General features: G+C 60.4%; 17 protein-coding genes. 11 read left to right on the top strand and 6 right to left on the bottom strand.

Annotated features, from left to right (window positions below):
- Window positions 1-5 precede the first annotated feature (5 nt).
- From ACMDCR_RS06370 to ACMDCR_RS06355, 4 genes are all read right to left on the bottom strand, one after another.
- Complete coding sequence (locus ACMDCR_RS06370) at window positions 6-1,166, bottom strand: aminotransferase (protein ID WP_413991714.1); 1,161 nt, start codon at window positions 1,164-1,166, stop codon at window positions 6-8.
- Window positions 1,167-1,295: 129 nt separating this feature from the next.
- Window positions 1,296-2,294, bottom strand: a complete 999-nt coding sequence (locus ACMDCR_RS06365) for a substrate-binding domain-containing protein (protein ID WP_413991713.1) — start codon at window positions 2,292-2,294, stop codon at window positions 1,296-1,298.
- Between the two features lie 66 nt (window positions 2,295-2,360).
- Window positions 2,361-3,416, bottom strand: a complete 1,056-nt coding sequence (locus tag ACMDCR_RS06360) for an ABC transporter permease (protein ID WP_413991712.1) — start codon at window positions 3,414-3,416, stop codon at window positions 2,361-2,363.
- Between the two features lies 1 nt (window position 3,417).
- The gene (locus tag ACMDCR_RS06355; protein ID WP_413991711.1) at window positions 3,418-4,932 is read right to left on the bottom strand and encodes a sugar ABC transporter ATP-binding protein; all 1,515 of its coding nucleotides are present in this window, start codon (window positions 4,930-4,932) and stop codon (window positions 3,418-3,420) included.
- Window positions 4,933-5,437: 505 nt separating this feature from the next.
- Between ACMDCR_RS06355 and hslV the strand changes: the two genes are divergently transcribed.
- The 7 genes from hslV (at window position 5,438) to ACMDCR_RS06320 (ending at window position 12,442) form a co-directional block, all read left to right on the top strand.
- On the top strand, window positions 5,438-6,013 hold the full coding sequence (hslV, locus tag ACMDCR_RS06350; RefSeq protein ID WP_413993550.1) for an ATP-dependent protease subunit HslV: 576 nt from the start codon (window positions 5,438-5,440) through the stop codon (window positions 6,011-6,013).
- A 252-nt stretch (window positions 6,014-6,265) separates the two neighbouring features.
- Window positions 6,266-6,655, top strand: a complete 390-nt coding sequence (locus tag ACMDCR_RS06345; protein ID WP_413991710.1) for a hypothetical protein — start codon at window positions 6,266-6,268, stop codon at window positions 6,653-6,655.
- A 21-nt stretch (window positions 6,656-6,676) separates the two neighbouring features.
- Window positions 6,677-6,937 (top strand): hypothetical protein, encoded by a 261-nt coding sequence (locus ACMDCR_RS06340; RefSeq protein WP_413991709.1) that lies wholly within the window; start codon window positions 6,677-6,679, stop codon window positions 6,935-6,937.
- A gap of 801 nt (window positions 6,938-7,738) precedes the next feature.
- Window positions 7,739-9,253, top strand: coding sequence for a DUF1254 domain-containing protein (locus ACMDCR_RS06335; protein ID WP_413991708.1), 1,515 nt, complete (start codon window positions 7,739-7,741; stop codon window positions 9,251-9,253).
- Between the two features lie 24 nt (window positions 9,254-9,277).
- Window positions 9,278-10,771 (top strand): DUF1254 domain-containing protein, encoded by a 1,494-nt coding sequence (locus tag ACMDCR_RS06330; protein ID WP_413991707.1) that lies wholly within the window; start codon window positions 9,278-9,280, stop codon window positions 10,769-10,771.
- Between the two features lie 230 nt (window positions 10,772-11,001).
- Complete coding sequence (locus tag ACMDCR_RS06325; RefSeq protein WP_413991706.1) at window positions 11,002-11,325, top strand: DUF3302 domain-containing protein; 324 nt, start codon at window positions 11,002-11,004, stop codon at window positions 11,323-11,325.
- A gap of 4 nt (window positions 11,326-11,329) precedes the next feature.
- The gene (locus tag ACMDCR_RS06320; RefSeq protein WP_413991705.1) at window positions 11,330-12,442 is read left to right on the top strand and encodes an HlyD family secretion protein; all 1,113 of its coding nucleotides are present in this window, start codon (window positions 11,330-11,332) and stop codon (window positions 12,440-12,442) included.
- 9 nt (window positions 12,443-12,451) lie between these two features.
- Here ACMDCR_RS06320 and ACMDCR_RS06315 read toward each other — a convergent pair whose 3' ends face one another.
- Both ACMDCR_RS06315 and ACMDCR_RS06310 read right to left on the bottom strand, forming a co-directional pair.
- Window positions 12,452-13,636, bottom strand: a complete 1,185-nt coding sequence (locus ACMDCR_RS06315; RefSeq protein ID WP_413993549.1) for a cation:proton antiporter — start codon at window positions 13,634-13,636, stop codon at window positions 12,452-12,454.
- A 397-nt stretch (window positions 13,637-14,033) separates the two neighbouring features.
- Window positions 14,034-14,624, bottom strand: a complete 591-nt coding sequence (locus ACMDCR_RS06310) for a hypothetical protein (RefSeq protein ID WP_413991704.1) — start codon at window positions 14,622-14,624, stop codon at window positions 14,034-14,036.
- A gap of 178 nt (window positions 14,625-14,802) precedes the next feature.
- Here ACMDCR_RS06310 and ACMDCR_RS06305 point away from each other — a divergent pair, with 178 nt between their 5' ends.
- From ACMDCR_RS06305 to ACMDCR_RS06290, 4 genes are all read left to right on the top strand, one after another.
- Window positions 14,803-15,279 carry a YybH family protein gene (locus tag ACMDCR_RS06305; protein ID WP_413991703.1) on the top strand — a complete coding sequence of 159 codons (477 nt, stop codon included), beginning with the start codon at window positions 14,803-14,805 and terminating at the stop codon, window positions 15,277-15,279.
- Between the two features lie 242 nt (window positions 15,280-15,521).
- The gene (locus ACMDCR_RS06300; protein WP_413991702.1) at window positions 15,522-16,505 is read left to right on the top strand and encodes a sugar phosphate isomerase/epimerase family protein; all 984 of its coding nucleotides are present in this window, start codon (window positions 15,522-15,524) and stop codon (window positions 16,503-16,505) included.
- A 42-nt stretch (window positions 16,506-16,547) separates the two neighbouring features.
- Entirely contained in the window at window positions 16,548-17,603 is a 1,056-nt protein-coding gene (locus ACMDCR_RS06295; protein WP_413991701.1) for a substrate-binding domain-containing protein, read from the top strand.
- A 59-nt stretch (window positions 17,604-17,662) separates the two neighbouring features.
- Window positions 17,663-19,189, top strand: coding sequence for a sugar ABC transporter ATP-binding protein (locus ACMDCR_RS06290; RefSeq protein ID WP_413991700.1), 1,527 nt, complete (start codon window positions 17,663-17,665; stop codon window positions 19,187-19,189).
- The last annotated feature ends 3 nt before the right edge of the window (window positions 19,190-19,192 follow it).

The following is a 19,192-nucleotide window of genomic DNA, read 5'->3' as shown; positions in this document are numbered from 1 at the left end:
GCCGCTCACTGCGCGGGAGCGTGGATCAGCCCCTTGAGGTTGGCGAGCGCCGCGTCGAGCGTCGCGTCACGCTTGGCAAAGCAAAGCCTGATCACCGAAGTCACGGCATGCTCGGCATAGAAGGCCGAGACCGGGATGGCGGCCACCTTTCGCTCCCGGACGAGGCGCTGGCAGAAGCTCACATCGCCCTCCTCGATGCCGCTGGCCGCGAGATCGATGTTGAGGAAATAGGTCGCCTCGCTCGGCAGCGTGGCGAAGCCGAGATCGGCAAGGCCGGCGGCGAAGCGGTCGCGCGAGCGCTGGAAGTCGGCCCGCATGCCGGTGAAGTAATCGTCGTCCTTGCCGAGGCCATAGGCCACCGCCACCTGCAGGTTCGGTGGCGTGGTGAAGGTGAAGAACTGGTGCGCCTTGGCGATCACCCTGAGGATATCGGGCGCCGCCATCACGAAGCCGACCTTCCACCCGGTGAGCGAGAAGATCTTGCCGGCGGAGCCGATCTTGACGGTGCGCTCGCGCATTTTCGGAAAGCTCATCAACGGCCGGTGCTGGCGGCCGTCGAACATCACGTGCTCCCAGACCTCGTCGCAGATGGCGATGGCATCGTGGCGCACGCAGAACTCGGCGAGCAGCGCCTGGTCCCCGTCCGAGAAGCTCACGGCAGCCGGGTTGAGCGGATTGTTGAACAGCACGGCGCGCGTCCGGGGCGTGAAGGCCTCCTCCAGCGCCTCGCGGGTCAGGCGCCAATGGGGCGGCTGCAGCGTGACGAAGCGCGGCACGCCGCCGGCCCGCAGCACCAGCGGCAGATAGGCGTCATACATCGGCTGGAACAGGATGACCTCGTCCCCCGGCGAGACCACCGCCATCAGCGCATCGGTGATGGCCTCGGTGGCGCCCGAGGTGATCATGATCTCGCTGTCGGCATCGAGCGCTAGGTCCTGGAAGCGCCGGTAATGCGTCGCCACCGCCTGGCGCAGCTCCGGCAGGCCGAGCATGGGCGGATACTGGTTCCAGCCGGAGACCACCGCCTCCGCCGCCTTCAGCCTGACATCCTCGGGACCGGCCCCGTCCGGAAAGCCCTGGCCGAGATTGACGGCATCATGCTCGCGGGCAAGCCGCGACATGGTCTCGAAGATGCTGGTCTTGAGGTCGGAGAAGATCTTGTTCATGGGGACCCGGGTCTTCTGACAGCGCGGACGGATCCTGGCGATCCCGCGCAGACGGTCCCTCCTACGTCAACCCAATCCCTTTCGGCAAGAAGCATGGCCGGGCGGGGACATCCCGCCCGGCCATCCGCATCAATTGCCCATCAGGCTCTTGGCGTTGTCGGGCGTGATCGCCGTCGTCGCCACCGTCACATTCGGTGATACCGAGGGGGCGCAATCGAGCAGGATGGACTTGGCCATCTCGATCGCTTCCTTGGCGCCGGTGGGGTAGGTGAAGGTCGCCGCCCATTCGCCCTCGGCCACGGCACGGATGCCGCCCGCCGGGCCTGGCAGGCCGTCGGTGCCGATGATCTTGATCTGGCCTTCCTTGCCCGCGCCCTTGGCGGCGAGTCGGGCGCCGGCAGCCATCATGTCATTGCTGGCATAGACCATCTTGATGTCGGGATGGGCCTGCAGCATGGCAGCGAAGGCGGTCTGGGCTTTGTCCGGCAGCCAGTCGGCCGCCTGCTCGGCCACCACCTCGATCTTGCTGTTGCCCTTCACGCCATCCTTGAAGCCGTTGAGCCGCTCGACGGCGGGGGTCGAGCTCGGCAGGCCCTCCAGCACGGCGACCTGGCCGCCATCCGGCAGGAGCTTGTCGGCCGTGTATTTGCCGGCCTCCAGGGCGATCTTGTAATTGTCGCCGCCGATGAAGGCCGTGTAGTCCTTGCCGGGATCGCCCACCGTCTTGCGGTCAAGCTCGATGACCGGAATGCCCGCCTTCATGGCGCGCTGCACGGCCGGCGTCAGGGGCGCGGCCTCGAAGGGCGAGATCAGGAGAAGATCGACCTTCTGGGTGATGAAATTGTCCACCTGCGAGGTCTGCGTGTTCACATTACCGGCGCCGTCGGCGATCTGCAGCGTGAATTGCGGCACGGCCTTGGCTGCGGCCGTCAGCTCGTCATTGACGTGCTGGCGATAGGGTTCGGCATTGTTGGCCTGCGAAAAGCCGATGACGAACTCGCCGTCCTTCGCGCAAGCCTTGACCAGTGGATCGGCGGCATAAGCGGCTCCCGACAAGGCGACGAGCGCGCCTGCCATAAGCGCGCATGAGGCGGCCCTCGTCAGGCCGGTTCTGCGTGTTGCATGCATACTTTTTCCTCCTCTTATATCTTGTTGACGATCGAATGGACGGCATTCCCGGATTCGCCTTTGCCTTCAACGCATCAGGCCCTCGCGGCGACGGACGAGGGACTGAAGCACGGCCGCCAGCACGATGATCGCCGCGGTGGCGAGCAACTGCATGGCGGGGGTGATGTTGTTGAGCTGGAGCACGTTGGCGAGCGCACCCAGCATGATGGTGCCGGCCACCGTGCCGACCAGCGAGCCCGAGCCGCCAAACAGGCTGGTGCCGCCGATCACCACGGCGGCGATGGCGGTCAGCTCATAGCCGGCGCCGTCATTGGCGCTGCCGAAGTTGAACTGTCCGGCATGCACGATGCCCGCGAGCGCCGAGGCGAAGCCCGTGATAGCGTAGACGGCGATCTTCACGCCCGAGACAGGCACGCCGGAAAGCCGCGCCGCCCGCTCATTGCCGCCGACGGCAAAGACGTAGCGCCCGAAGCGCGTGGTGTTGAGCACCACCGTGGCGATGGCGGCGAACACCACGAAGACGATGGTGGCGACCGGCACGACATTGTTGAACAGGCGGTCGCCCAGGATCGAGAACACCGGCGGCGCCAGGCCCGGCCCGTCGCCATAGGAAATGTTGATGTACTGGTTGCCCGAGACAACCAGCGCCAGGCCGCGCGCCGCCTGCAGGCCGGCAAGCGTGACGATGAAGGCCTCGAGGCGGAAGCGCGTCGAGATGGCGCCCTGGATGGCGCCGAAGGCGATGCCCATCGCCAGCACCAGGAGGATGGTCGGCACCAGGCCGAAGCCCGAGTTGATCATCATCGTGGCCGTCACCACGCTGGAGAGGCCGAGCAGGGCGCCGACCGAGAGGTCGATGCCGGCGGTGATGATCACGAAGGTCATGCCGATGGCGATGATGCCGGTCTCCGACACGGCGCGCACGATGTTGGCGATGTTGTCGGGGGCGAGGAAGAGGATCTGGCCGTGCCGGCGCGGCGAGAAGATGATGCCGCCGATCACCACCACGATCAGGCCGATCAGGCTCTGGAAGCGCACGACCAGCGCCAGGGGATCGCGCCGGCTGGCTGGCGCCGCGCTCTGGCCGGGCTGGGCGGGAGCTGATGCTTTGGCGTCGGTCATCTCAAATCCCTGCATTCGCCGCGGCAAGCACGGTGTGTTCGTCGACGGAACCCTTGAACTCGGCGACATCGCGCCCTTGCCGGAGCACGATGATGCGGTCGCACAGGCCGATCAGCTCCGGCATTTCGCTGGAGGCGACGAGGATGCCGAGCCCCTGGCGGGCGAGATCGCGCAGGCGGGCATAGATCTCGCCCTTGGCGCCGACATCGACGCCGCGCGTCGGCTCGTCGAGCAGCAGGAGGCGCGGCTCGCCGAGGATCTCCTTGGCCAGCACCACCTTCTGCTGGTTGCCGCCCGACAAGGCGCCGACCGCGATATCCGGATTGCGCGGCCTGATGTCGAACTGGCCGAACGCCTTCAGCACGGCCACCGCCTCGCGCGCCGCCGAGGAAAAGCCGTTCGGCGACACACGCCTGAGGATCGACATCACCAGGTTGCGCCCCACGCCCATGCGCAGCATCAGCCCGCTGCCGCGCCTGTCGTCGGTGACGAAGGCGATGCCGGCACGGCGCGCGGCGCGGATCGAGTCGAGCTTCACCGCGCGGCCCTCGATTTCGACGATGCCTTCCCAGCGCCCGGCAAGCCCGGTGCCATAGAGGGCGGAGAGCAGTTCCGTGCGCCCGGCGCCCATCAGGCCGGCGAGGCCGACGATCTCGCCCCGGTGCACATCGAGCGACAGGCCCGACGGCACCTGCCAGCCGGCACGCTGGCGCTTCGGCCGGAAACTGGCGTTTTCGAGATGGAGAAGCCGGGGCCCCACGGCCTCGCTGCGCGCGGGATAGAGTTCGTCGAGCGGGCGGCCGACCAGCAGCCGCACGAGCTCGGACTGCGGCGCATCGGGCTTCGTCGTCCCGGCGACCAGGCCGTCCCGCATCACCGTGACGCGATCGGCGATCTGCGGCACTTCCTCCAGCCGGTGCGAGATGTAGACGATGCCGACGCCGCTGGCGCTGAGCCGGCGCATGATGCCGAACAGGCGCTCGACCTCCCCTGCTGTGAGGGCCGCCGTCGGCTCGTCCATGATCAGCACGCGCGAGGCATAGGACAGCGCCTTGACGATCGCGACCACCTGGCGCTGGCCGATGGACAGATCGCCCACCTTCCGCTCGGCATCGATGTCGACATCGATATCGGCAAGGCGCCGGCGGGCCTCATCCCGCATGGCCGCCGTGTCGAGGAAACCGCCGGGCCGAACGATCTCGCGGCCCAGGAAGAGATTGGCGGCGACATCGAGGCCGGGCACCAGGTCGAGTTCCTGGAAGATGGTGGCGATGCCGGCCGCCTGCGCCTCGCGGGGGCTGGCGAAATGCACCGCCTTGCCGTCGATTGCCATGCTGCCGCTATCGGGCGCATGCACGCCCGCCAACACGCCCATCAGGGTGGATTTGCCGGCCCCGTTCTCGCCCAGCAGCGCATGGATCTCGCCGGCCCGCAGCTCGAAGTCGACCCCACGCAGGGCCTGAGCGCCTCCGAAATGCTTGGTGACACCAGTCATGGTCAGCAACGGCGCGCTCACTCATCCCCCCAATACCACATAGCTGCAAGATCACGGGCAAAGCCGCGGCATGATCAAGTCAGGTCTGATAGCTGCGCGACAAGCACCCGGAACTATTGGCTCCAGGAAACTGGTCTATCCTTGGGCTCGTCTATTAATTAAGTGTCGTTGACATTATCCAGTTTTACACCACTTCGCGCGGCGCACAATCTATTTTTTGTCTGCCGGTTTGGTAGAATGAGGGGGGGACCGCAAGGCGTTCGGGTGAAGGCCTTTGCAGTCATCCCGTGCGCACCGCAGAATGAAATGATGCGGTGCAGTCAGACCAGACAATTGTCTGGTCCGGGGATCGCTCGCCGAAAGAGGCTCACTCGTCTTGCGATCCCGGATCTGCGAAGCGGCATTGCATGCCGCATCGCGTCCGGGATGACCTTCCGCTCTTCATCCGCCTCCCTGTAACAACCCGCCCGGGAATTGCCTTTTCCATTCCCCGCCCTAGATAGAGACCAGCATGAGTGAGGTCTCCATGAATTTCGACAACCAACCCGCACAGGACAGCGGGCCGCGTTCGCCATTCCACGCCACCACGATCCTGATGGTCCGCAAGGGCGGCAAGGTGCTGATCGGGGGCGATGGGCAGGTCAGCCTCGGGCAGACGGTGATCAAGGGCAATGCCCGCAAGGTGCGGCGCCTGGGCAAGGGCGACGTCATCGCCGGCTTTGCCGGCGCCACGGCCGATGCCTTCACGCTGTTCGAGCGGCTCGAGGCCAAGCTGGAGCAATATCCCGGCCAGCTCACCCGGGCCTGCGTGGAGCTCGCCAAGGACTGGCGTACCGACCGCTATCTCCGTCGGCTGGAGGCGATGATGCTGGTGGCGGACAAGCAGGTGGGCCTGGTGCTCACCGGCACCGGCGACGTGCTCGATCCCGAAGGCGGGGTGATGGCCATCGGTTCCGGCGGCAACTATGCCCTCGCCGCGGCCCGGGCGCTGGTGGATACCGATGCGGATGCAGAGGCGATCGTGCGCAAGGCGATGGGCATCGCGGCGGATATCTGTGTCTATACCAACCATAATCTGGTGATCGAGAGCATCGATCTCTGACAAGGAACGATCGGGCGAAGGGGCATGTCATCCCGGACGCGATGCGGCATGCAATGCCGCTTCGCAGATCCGGGACCGCAAGCAGAATAAAGCGCCTTCTCCTCCTGCAGTCCCCACCAAACCCTTGTCTGGTCCGACTACACCGTCCCAGCCCGGCCCAGCGCACACGAGACGCCCACAAAGGCCTTCACCCGATTGCCCTGTCTCTGATAGAAGTCGGCTACACGTAACGAAAATGTGGTGGCGCGGCTCATGTCCCTTGCAAAAATCAGCATTCCCCTCGTCTTCGCCGTCTTCGCCCTGGCGAGCTGCGCGCAGGAGAAGCAGGAGAGCTTTCCCACCACCAACCCGTTCCAGAAGAAGTGCGAGGCCCAGGGCGTGGCCGCCGGCAGCGATGCCATGGTGACCTGCATACGGCACGAAGGCGCGCTCAGCATGGGCACCGAAACCTGCAGCCGCAAGGGCATGAAGGCCGGCACGCCGAAGGGCGACGCCTGCATCAAGAACGAGTCCGATTATGTGGAGGCCGAGTCGGCCTGCCAGGCCGCGGGCCGCGTCTCCAGCCAGGCGGATTATGACGCCTGCGTCTCCGAGCGGGCGCCGGCAGCCTATGCGGCGAAGGAAGGCAAGAGGAAGAGCTGAGGCCGGATCCGGCAGGCAGGCATGAAGCCGATGCTTGATATCAGCGCGCAACCCACGGCGACCAGGCTCCTGGTCCACGCCGTGGTGCTGCTCGCCACGCTGGTGCTGAGCGCCCTCATCTGCTTCGGCCTGTTCGACCCGCCTTTCCCGATGGTGGTGCTCCAATGGGTGGGCTTCATCACGCTCGGCAAGCTGCTGTATTTCGTGATCGCCTATCCGCTGCTCGGCGGGTCTTTCGTGGATCCGCTGGAGGAGATGTTCGAGAATGCGAGGCGGAAGTAGGGTGGGGTGCGGAGAGCCAGCAATTCCATCACGGCACCGTTTCAATTCCGGCGACAAACTTTGCCATATCTCGTGTTTATAGTTATGGCCGCGACAACATCATGCGTTGCTTAATCAATTACAGAACAATTTAAATATAGGCCGGCTCGCACATAGCAGAAGCCTTCCCTAAAGCAACCACTTATATTTATCAGGAACCGGCAAATAATGAAGAGCTTGGTATCAATTTACCTTCGCTTTGTTGCTACCGGATCGAATTGGAAAGCCTGCTTTTTTAAGATAGGCCAAGCAGTAACCTGAGCTTTGGCATTTTATTTCGTCAAGCTTTTCTCGCATTCGTTAAGAAGGTAACGGTTACAGGCTTCCCTAGCCCGCAATTCGATGATAGGCGCAATTTTGACCTCAATTTCACTATAAATGAGGCAGATGGGGAGATGATCTCAGTTGAACAAGGCGTTAGCAGTAAAGAATATTTCCTCGATGATGAGGTATCAACAGGTTTGGCCGTAAGTTCCATCGATGGATACGAGCCGGCAGCTGTGCAGGACACTCCGCCTGTTTCTCCAGCTTGAAATACGATCCCACCAGCGGCATCCTGCACGCCTTCATATTGACCAACGAGTCAACGCATTTACGCCATTGTAACAGTAACGTACTCGCGGATTTGCGTCTACATAAGTTATCCTCTCGTCAACGAGATGTACAAAAATTCAAAGCTATACCCTTGCGTAAACATCTATACCAGACGTTGCCCTATCTACTCTCAACGAGGATTCAGGTTTTTCTGCTGGGAGACTTTCAATGAATTGGATACGCTTTGTTTATGCTGGAGCTGGCGCGGTCGCCTTGCTCTCCGCAACTTCCCTTGCCCAAGCGCAGACCTCGTCGCGCTACGACGCCCTCGTCAACGCCCAATTCCAGGGCGATTTCCCGACGCCGGAGGCCGCCGAGCTTCTTGACGACGAGCTTTATTTTCAGCGTGCGGTGCAGGTCTATCTCTGGTCGCTTCCGGCCGTGAATATCTGGGCGATGAAGCAGGGTTCGGAAAAGACCTATGGCGCCGGCTACAACGTTCTGCCTGTGTGGAAAGAGCGCTTGAATGCGCAGACCAAGGTTACGACGCCGAATTCCGACTGTCTCTATGCCATGGGCTATGTCAACATTGCCAAGGACGGACCGATCGTCGTCGAGGTTCCTCCGAAGAATCAGGGCATTCTCGACGATTTCTTCCAGCGGCCCCTGACCGGTCCCACCATCAATGGGACGGCCTATACGGGCGACTTCGGCTTCGCCGGCCCCGATGCCGCTCGCGGCGGCAAATATCTGATCGTGCCGTGGGACTATAAGGGACCGGAGCCCAAGGGCTATTATGTCTATCGCTCCCGCACCAACAACGTCCTGGTGTTTTATCGCGGCTTCTTTACCGATCCAAAGGATCTCAGCGGCGCCAACCAGTTGATCGCCAGCACCCGCATCTATCCGCTGGGCAAGCGCGACAGCGCCGAGGCCATGAAGTTTCCGGATGGCTCGCAGACCCCCGCCTATATGCTGTTTCCGCAGGACGGCAGCTATTTCGACATGCTGGCAAGCTTCGTCCAGGACGAGACCGTCGACCCGGCCGACATGGATTGGCGTGGCATGATGGCGGCCATCGGCATCCAGAAAGGCCAGCCTTTTCAGCCTACGCCGCATCAAAAGGAACTGCTCGACAAGGCGGCCCGAACCGCGTTCAACATGAGCAAGGTCGAAATCTGGAATGGCCTGGCTAGTCAGCCAGGGGGTAAATACTACCCGGACCGTCAATGGGAAAATGTCTTCGCCGGGCAAAATCCGCAATTTCAGGCGAGTGGCACTTTTACCAACCTGCAACAACGCAACGCCTACTTCACCACCGCTTATGCCGCCAGTCCAGGCATGGTCAGGGATCTGGTCGAAAAGGGAGCAAAATACCCGTCGACCTGGCGCGACGCAGACGGAAATTTTCTTGACGGTGGCAATACTTACCAACTCCACCTTCCGCCGGACGTCCCGGCCGCCAATTTCTGGTCAGTCACGGTTTATGATCCAATGCGGGCCTCAGGTTTGGAAAATGGGCAGTCATTACCCTCGCTCAACTCGATGGATAAGCCTGTCCAAAACGCCGACGGCTCTTACGACCTCTATTTCGGCCCAAAATCGCCGGCGGGTAAGGAGCACAACTGGGTCGCCACCCTTCCGGGCAAAGGCTATTTCATAATTCTGCGGCTCTACAGCCCGAAAGAGGCTTTCTTCAAACAGACCTGGAAGCCTGACGATTTGAAGCGCATCCCGAACTGAGCAGGCGAACCTGGGAGTCTCCGAATGAACCGTCGTGAGTTCTTCGTGCCAGCCGCCGCTGGCGCCATTGCTTCTGCCTTTGGACTAGCGCCGTTCGGACCTGATCTCATCGGGGAGGCGACTGCCCAAGAGGGGCAGGAGCCGCTTGGCGGTCAGCCGCCGGCGGGCTCTGCCTGCTCAGTTAGGGACTTCCACTATCAGATCGCCTACCAGCGCGCGTTCGAAGCCGTGCTCTGGAATATGCCAGCGATCGCCATCTATTCTTTCCGCCGTGCTGCTTTCGACAATCTCGGCATGAAGGATAACGACATCATCGCCTATTCGGCGCCAGCTACGCCTCGGCTTGAGGCCATCACGGCGAACAGCACCACGCCTTACATCGCCGCCTACACCGATCTTCGCAACGGACCTGTCGTCCTGGAGCTTCCGGTCGCGGGTTCGGATGGAAGCCTCTACGGGCAGGTCGTCGATGCCTGGCAGTTCACCATCGCCGATGTCGGTCCGACCGGGTTGGACAAAGGCGAGGGCGGCAAGATGCTTTTCACTCCACCTGACTATGACGGTGAGGTGCCCGCCGGCTATGTCCACGTGCCCTCGCCGAACTATCGCATCGCTTTTGCATTCCGCTCAATTGCCGCCGCCGGTAAGACCACCGCTGACGCGTACACATACGCCAAGCGCCTGCGGATGTACTATCTGTCCGAGGCAGCGAACCCTCCGCGGCAGAAGTTCGTCGATCCCGCCGAGGAGCGCTATCCGACGCTGCCTTTCTATGACGAGCGGCACTTCGAGGATATGCATGCCATTATGAGTGTCGAGCCCGTTCGCGAACACGACAAGGTCATGATGGGCATGGTCAAGTCGCTCGGCATCGAAAAGGGCAAACCCTTCAAGCCTGACGAGACGGCGAAGCGCGCCATGCGGCAAGCCGCAATCGACGCCTGGTATTACCTGCAATCTTGGTACGACAATTTTCCCACAGACAAGCTGTATTGGCCCGATCGCCACTATGCCTCTCTCTTGCAGGCAGACGACAACCGCACGTTCACATTCACCTATGATGATCGTATCGACCTTATCGAGCGCGCCGCCGAGTATTACTGGTGCACTTACATGCCAAAGGTTTTGAGCGATCATCCCGGTACGCAATATTTCATGGCTTTGGCCGACAAGGACGGCAAGCTTCTGGAGGCAGGCAAGACCTACAAGATCGATGTGCCCAAGGATATGCCGGTCAAGCAGTTCTGGGCGCTGACCGTCTATGACAGGGCGACCTGCGCTTTTATCTATAGTGCCTCCGATCGCACGACGCTGTCGTCCTATGACCTCGATAAGATGAAGAAGAATGCGGACGGCGGCGTGACGATCTATGTCGGGCCGAAAGCACCCGATGGCCTTGAAACCAATTGGATACCAACCGCAGGCAAGCGACCCTTGCCGGCCATGCGCTGCTATGGGCCGTCGGAAGCCTTGAACAACAAGACTTTCAAGCTGTCCGACTTCGAAGTTGTCGCGTGACGCCCATGGATTTCGAAAGCAAAGGACGACAATTGGTGGCCGGCCGGCGCAATTCCACGATCTTAACTGCGAAAGCTGGAGCGAGCCTGCTGGTGGCAGACCTCTGAGATCGATTTGATCGAGTGTGTGTAAGCGGGGTGCCCCGGATGAACGTCCAGAGGCCTATGAAGGCCAACAGAACCGACGCGCCCGAGCATGTCAGCTTCCGATGAGATTGCGAGAAACACCCCATGAACACCGCCGCCCTGGTCATCCTGATCGTGATGGTGCTCCTTGTGATCTATGGGTTCGTCGCGGTTTGGAGCCTTCCCTATGAAATCGCCAAGCGACGCGATCATCCGCATGCCGACGCGATCGGAGCCGCGACCTGGGTGAGCCTTTTCACCCTTGGCGCCTTGTGGCCGTTCCTGTGGATTTGGGCCCTGCTCTACAAACCCGTCGACAGACGCCCTGCCTTCTCCATACCGGATGAGGCAATACGAGAGCTGAGGTCATCAATGACGGCGCTGGAACGCCGCCTCGAAGTGCTCGAACAATCTAGACAGGCAGGGTGAGGCCATGGCCGCCCTCCTTCTTCTCGCCTACGCCGCCATCTGCGTCGTGATTTTCAAGCTGCTGCGTGTTCCAGTCAACAAATGGACGGTGACGACGTCGATTATCGGCGGCTTCGTTATCATCGGCAGCCTCATCACCGCAATGAACTACAATCATCCCTTCACCACGCTCGCCCGTCTCTATTTCCATACGACGCCGATCATCCCGGAGGTCAAGGGCCGCGTCATTGATGTGCCTGTGCAGCCGAACACGCCTCTCAAGGCGGGCGCGACATTGTTCGTTATCGAGCCGAAGCCCTATCAATTCGTGGTCGATCAGAAGGAGGCCGCGCTCACGGCAGCCCAGCAGAGCGCCAAGCAGCTGCAGACTGAACTCGATCAGGCGTCCGCGGCCGTTGCGAAAGCCCAAGCGCAGGTCGCGCTTTCGCAGCAGACTTTCGACCGTCAATCGGAGTTGTTCCAGCAAAAGGACGTCGCGCAGGCAACCGTCGACACAGCCGCCCGAAATCTGGAGGCCGCGCGGCAGTCGCTGAATCAGGCGCAAGCCGGCCAGGAGCGCGCCCGGCTTGCTGCTACCTCTCAGATCAATGGTGTCAATACCACTGTCGCCCAGCTTGCGGCGGACCTGCGCGACGCCCGCTACAATCTGGAGCAGACCACTGTCAGAGCGCCGACGGATGGATATGTCACCCAGCTTTTCCTCCGCCCCGGCATGATGGCGGGCACCACGCCCGCCATGGTCTTCATTCATGCGGACGACCGGATATTCACGGCCGCCTTCCCGCAGAACGTGGTGCAGCGTATCCGACCCGGCGAGGATGCCGAGATAGCCTTCGACGCCATTCCCGGAAGGGTGTTTGCCGGCAAGGTTCGGTCCCTGGTCGACGCCGTGTCACAGGGACAGTTGCAGGCCGCTTCCTCTTTGCTCGATCCGGAGGATCGTGCGGCCCAGGGTATGGCGCTTGTCGTCATCGACATCACCGCAGACCTCTCGCGGTATGAACTTCCCGCCGGGGCGACGGCGCAGGTCGCAATCTACAGCGATCACCTCGTGCCGATCGCCGTCATCCGCCGCATTCTGCTGCGCATGAAAAGCTGGTTGAATTATCTGATTTGACAGCGCTTTTCAGTTCGACGCCGGCGCCGAAGCTTCCGCGCTGGTCAGCGTGTCGCTGTCGGGAGGCGAGCCGCGCACCCGCTTGATGGCGAACGAAGTCAGTATCGGCCCGAGCATCGCGGTGACGACGACAAGGACCAAGGTGACGTTCAGCATTCTGCCGTCGATCAGACGCTCGCCGGCAGCGTTCATCGCGCCATAGGCGACGAGCGCGGCCGCGAGCGTCGCTGCGACCTGTGGCAGCGTTAGCGAGGTCGTTAGCAGCCGGTCTGTCGCCTCGAAGCCGAAGGCCCGGCCCGTCAATTCCGCCGCCGCCCATTTGGCGAAGACCAACCCCAGAATGATGGAAAGAACCAGCGGCAAGTCCGAGGTCAGGGACTGGGCCAGTAGACGCAGGTCGATCAGGAATCCGGTGACGATGAAAAATGCGGGGATGAAGATGCTGTTGCCAAGGAATTCGAGCCTTTCCTTCGCGCCGGACGCCTTGACGGCCTCATTCACCGCCATGCCGGCCAAGAACGCGCCTATAATCCCCTCGAGCTGGATGGCCTCTGCAGCAATCGCGGCAAGGCAGACGACGACGAGCAGGAGGGTGAAGCTGGCTTCTTCACGTTCTCCCAAGGCAGTAACAGCGCGGCGTGCCAGAGGGCCGACCACGAAAAGCAGGATAGCCGCGAAGACAACGAGCTCTGCAACCTGGATGGCGATCGCCAAAGGCGCGAAACCGGTCCGATGGGTAGTCAAGCAGGCGGCCAGGACCAGCAGGGAAAACATGTCGGTAAGCACGGTAGCCCCTACCGCAACCACCACCGAGGGGCGGCTGGCTAGCCCAGCCCGCATGACAATTGGGAAGGCGATAAGTGTGTGCGAGGCGATCAGGGAGCCCACGAGCAAGGCGGATACGAGAGTATAGCCAAAGACATAGGCCGCCGCGAACCCCGCCAGCATCGGTATCGCGAAGGTCGCGAGGCCGAATGAGAGCGCGCGAGTCTTTGCGCGCATGAATTGATTGAGGTCGATCTCCAGACCGACGAAGAACATCAGCAACAACTTGCCGAGTTCAGCGAAGAAATTCGCGACCTGCGCGTGCTCTGGCAACACACCGAGCATGTGCGGGCCAATCAGCACACCGAGCAGAATATAACCGACACAGTCCGGCATGCGCAGACGCGGGCTGACCCAGCGAACCACCATCAAGCCGATGAGCGCTATAGCAAAGCGCGCCAAAGGTGGAAGGTCGAGTGAGAGGGACCCCAAACCAGCCATGTGTGCTCTCGGAATGAAACTAGGCGATCATGACATATGTCGTTGTGCTTGAATACTACTTGCCTGACGAAGACAAGCAGAAGGCAACCACCGATCTTTACGAGACAATGAAATGCTTTCCACGGTCGTCAGTGAAGCGCCTTTATACCTCCCTGAGCGAAAGTCGCCAATGGCAGGTCTTGGCGCGAACCGAACCTTCAAAGAGGTCTATGAACGACAAGCTCGACATGACTAGACGGGATGAAACTCTCCCCTATCACGCCCTTGAGAATTGCCAGCTTGCCCGGGCCTCGAACCATCCGGGTGATTGCATCGGCCGCTCGTCTCATTCCCTGCACAACACAGCCACCGCCCCATCACCATCGTTTGTCCGATTTTGCCAGTCTAACCTGGTCTGAAGTTGGGTAAGCGGCCTCTCGCAAATAATATCTGATATAATATCACCAAATCGAACGGCTTCAGCAAAACCTACAAACATTCTTTGGTGATCAAGCGCGTCTGCAGCCTCATTGCCCAATCGAACATTATTGCCTGGCGTCAATCTGCCTATCCTACCCAAAATACTGTTCAGAATATCCGGCGTAATCATCTGAGGACTTGTTCGAAAACCATCCCTGTATTCATAACGCGCCGCAAACGATGTGTAATTGTTGATGGGAACATTGTCTTCTGTCCTGAAGGCTGTCGTCAATCCAAAATATCGGTACCCATGATTGTTAACAATGTATCCATTTATGTAGAATGAACGATCGTATACGATTTGTATTGGTCGTTCTGGCAGAAAAGTGTGCAAGTTAACGGCGTATGTTTCTGTATTTTGGGTAGCTGGGCGCTTCTGATAGGTGTTATTGGCAACTTTCCGAGCAACTTTATTTCTTATGTGTGTAAGGATTGATTGATACTGGTAGCTATCCACGATACGGCGCTCCTGCTGACAAGGACAATCGAACACGCCAAAGACCACCAACTTGTCATGGCATCTTCAGGGATCTTTGTATTGGTCCTGATCCCGGTTACACACCGGTGTCAGTTTGCCCTGAAATAAATTACGGTTGTAAGAGTTTGAGCCCTATGGGGACTTACCGGAGGGATGGATGCTACGGCCCCTTCTCGGCGTGATCCTTGCCGCCGCCGCAGCCATGGCACAGACGTCTGCCTTTGCGGATCCAGCCGCGGACAAGGCTGCCATCGTGGAACGATTTCAGCGATGGGCGGCTGCGTTCAACGCGAAGGATCCGAAGGCTGCCTGTGACCTCTTTGCGCCGGATTTGCTTTATTCGGTTCCCGAGTTGATCCAGGGCACCCATGAAACGATGTGCGCAAACCTCACCAAAGTTTTCGCCAGACCCGATATAACACTCCGATACGAAAATCCCGACATTCACGAGATCATAGTGGCAGGCGACGTTGCTGTGGTTCGATTGACGTGGACACTTGTAGTCGCGGCAAAAGGAACAACGGAGACCACGTCTGAAGAGGGCATGGACATATTCCGGCGCCAGCCAGACGGCAGATGGTCGATTGCCCGTTTCATCGCATTTACGACCAAGCCCAATGAGTTGCTTAAATAGACGCGGACGAGACGGGAGCGCCTATTGAAGAAAAGGCGGATATCTGCCGGTGACCCAAGCAGAATTCGAGAACGTCCGCTTTTCAATGCCTTATTGAGTTCTCCCCTTTGGATGGGTCGAAAGCCAGACTAAAGGCTCGGAAAAATCCTGGAAGTCAGCGGCGGCCCTTTCATCAGCAATTTTCATATTGACAACTTCACAAATTAATGAAAAGTTGTGAACTTGAAAAAGAAGAGGCTGATATGGCAATCACGCGGTTCGCGACACGGCTCAATTCCTTCAGTTCGGCCCCGCACTTGGCTTGGCCCGATCTGCAAGGCAAACCGACTTTTCTGCAGATGGCTGAGCGCGCTGCGACCGCAAAGGGCCTAACGGACGTGGATCTGAACTATCCAGATCACGTTGCGGATGATCCGTCGGCCCTGGCGAAACGCATTGCCGATCTCGGCCTTTCGATCAACGGCCTGGCGATGCGCTACTACACCAACCCTGCCTTCAAGCGCGGTGCCTTCACAAATCCGGACGAATCCGTGAGGCGAGAGGCGATTGAACTGACGAAACGCGGTATCGACGCCTCGCGGGCCATGGGCGCCAATCTAATGACGTTGTGGCTGGGTCAGGACGGATACGACTACAATTTTCAGCTCGATTATGAACAGGCTTGGGACTGGGAAGTCGAGGGCATTCGTGAAGTTGCAGAGCATGATCCAGAATGCCTTGTTAGTATCGAGTACAAGCCCGATGAACCGCGGGCGCAGGCACTCCTGCGAGACGCATCGACGACCCTTCTCGCCATCGCCGACGCGGGCGCTGCCAACCTCGGCGTGACGATCGACTTCGCTCACTCGCTTTATGCCGGTGAACAGCCCGCGCTCGCTGCGCACCTTATCCATCGCCGCAGCCGCCTTTTGGGTGTCCATCTTAACGACGGGTACGCCAAGCGTGACGACGGGCTGATGGTCGGTGCGGTTCACATGCGCTCGACCCTGGAGCTGCTGCAACAGATCCGTCAGGACGGGTACGACGGGGCGCTCTACTTCGACACCTTCCCTGATGCCAGCGGCCTGGACCCAGTCGCGGAATGCGAAGTCAACATCGCGACCGTCCAGCGTCTTCTCTCAATTTCCGATCGGCTGAATGCAGACAATCGTCTGAAGGATGCAAAGGCAAAGCAGGACGCTGTCCTTAGCCAGCAGATCGTAAATCAGGCGCTTATCGGCGCCTAGCCTGCCTCATCAAACCCAATAGACCAACTTGGAGGAAATGTGATGAAATTCGCATTGAAGACGCTTGTCGCCAGTTGCGCGCTTGCCCTGACCGTGGGCCTCGCTCACGCTCAGGATCTGGCTCCGCTCAACTCGGACACGGAAAAAGATCGCATCGACTGGTCGCAATTGCAGAGCAAGTTCGGCGATGTGCCGGCTGCGGCTCAGGGTACGCGGATTGGTGGCGTCTCCAAGACGCTGACCAATGAATATTGGCGTACCCTTGGCGAGGGTTATCAGAACTATGCCAAGTCGCATGGGGTCGAAGTGACCTATCAGGCGGCCCAGAGCGAAGGCGACCAGCTCGGCCAGCTCTCGATTACGGAAAATCTGATCTCGCAGGGTTTCAAGGCACTCCTGCTCTCGCCACAGACGGACTCGAATCTTCAGCCGGCCGTTGAAAGTGCAGAGTCCAGCGGCGTTCCCGTCATCAACGTCAATGACGCCGTAATCCCGAGCGCCAAGCACTATGTCGGCAACGTTCAGCGCGACAACGGCGTGAAGGTGGCGGAATGGTTCCTTAAGAACCGGCCGCAGGGCGGCAAGGTCGCTGTGATCGAAGGCCAAGCCGGTGTTTACGCCGCCGGCCAGCGTACCAAGGGCTTCAGCGAAACGATCACCAAGGATGGAAAGTTCAAGGTCGTCGCCAGCGTCCCTGGCAACTGGGACCGTCAGCTCGCCTATGATACCGCGGCGACCATCCTGCAGCAAAACCCCGATCTTGTCGGCTTCTACGCCAACAACGATGGCATGGCTCTTGGCGTCATCGAAGCTGTCAAGGCGGCAGGTGCGAAGGACAAGGTCGTTGTCTTCGGTACCGACGGCATTTCGGACGCTTACGCTTCGATCAAGGCCGGTGACCTGACGGGCACGGTCGACTCCTTCCCCGAACTGACCGGTGAAGTCGCCATGGAGACGGCGTTGCGCTTGCTTGGCAAGCAGGCATTGCCGCGTGTTGTAGCGACCCCCCAGGCACTCATCACCAAGGACAATGTCGACACCTTCTCTGCCAAAGGTGATGACCTCCGCCAGGTCCTTCTCAAGCAGGCCAATCAGTAAGCCTGGGGGCCAGCACCGCCCACAGTGGTGCTGGCCTGCAAAATCTTGGAGATACCCGGATGGACAACGCTGTACCGCGTCTCAAATTGATCGACATTGGGAAGAGTTTTGGTGGTCTGCGTGCCCTGGACGCCGTCAGCTTTTCCATAGCGCCGGGCACAGTGCATGGCCTTCTCGGTGAGAACGGCGCCGGCAAATCTACGCTTCTGCGCATCCTCTCAGGTGTGCTTGAAGCCTCGGACGGACACATTGAGCTGGATGGGCAACGTATCCAGGGCCACGGGCCCGTGGCAGCGCGCCAGGCTGGTATCGCGATGATCCATCAGGAGCTCCAGCACGTTCCAAATCTCACAGTCGCGCAAAACATGTTTCTGGGCCGTCCAAAAACGATGGCCGGTGGAATGCTGGTCGATCGGAGCGCACAGGAACAGGCGGCCCGCGAGGCTCTGGCGCCACTCGACCCGGCGATCGATCCTTCGGTGCCGATCAAAACTCTCAAAGTCGCTCAACGGCAGATCGTGGAAATCGCCCGCGCGATGATGGAGGACGCCAAGGTGCTAGCAATGGACGAGCCCACATCAAGTTTAACACCCGCCGAGTTCGAACGCCTGGCCGTCCTGATCGCAGAGCTCGCGAGCAAAGGTGTTTCCGTAATCTATGTTTCTCACAAGATGGATGAGGTCTTCCGCGTCTGCCACAACGCCACCATCCTGCGCGACGGCCGGAAGGTCGCCGACGTCGTGATGCGTGACACCAATGAAGGCGAAGTGGTGACGCGAATGGTCGGGCGTGAGCTGGCTGTGGCGGAGCATAAGAGCTTCACTCAAGGCGAGACCATGCTTGAAGTCGAGAACCTCGGCCGCGGGGAGGCAGTGCGTAATGCATCTTTCAAGCTGCGCAAAGGCGAGGTCATCGGCATATCGGGACTCGTGGGCGCTGGCAGAACTGAATTGCTGCGCCTCATCGCAGGGGTCGACCATCCTGATACCGGAGCGGTTCGAGTGCGCGGCCAGAGTCTGCCTTTGGGCAATGCTCGTGCCGCAATCGCGGCTGGCCTCGGCCTGCTCCCCGAGGAACGCAAACGCGACGGAATCATCGCCAAGCGCTCGGTGAAGAGCAATATCGGCCTTTCATCGATGCGCCGCTTCTCGCGCTTCGGCTTTGTTCAGCAGCGTGCACTGGCCACAGAGAGTCAGGCGATCATGCAGAGCCTCAATCTTCGGCCGTTGGACATCAACCGGCCGATCGGCCGCTTCTCGGGCGGCAACCAGCAGAAGGCGATTATTGGTCGGTGGATCGCTGCGGGCGCACAGATCCTTCTGTTCGATGAGCCGACACGCGGAATCGACGTGGGCGCGAAGGCAGAAATCTATTCGGTCATCGAAAAACTGGCCTCTGAAGGGCGCGCCATCGTCGTGGTGTCTTCGGAGCTTCCGGAAATCCTCCGCGTCTCGGACCGCGTCCTGGTCATGCGCGCCGGAGAAATCGCGGGTGTCCTTGAACGTCGTCAATTGACGGAAGAGGCGATCGTCGCCCTCGCTGTTCCACAGTCCGGTCAAACAACAACACCCGTCGGGAGGCCTTGAGCC

The sequence above is a fragment of the Labrys okinawensis genome, assembly GCF_047345005.1.
Taxonomy (GTDB): Bacteria; Pseudomonadota; Alphaproteobacteria; order Rhizobiales; family Labraceae; genus Labrys; species Labrys okinawensis.
The sequence above is the reverse complement of the archived record's forward strand: the minus strand, read 5'-3'. Positions and strand labels throughout refer to the sequence as shown.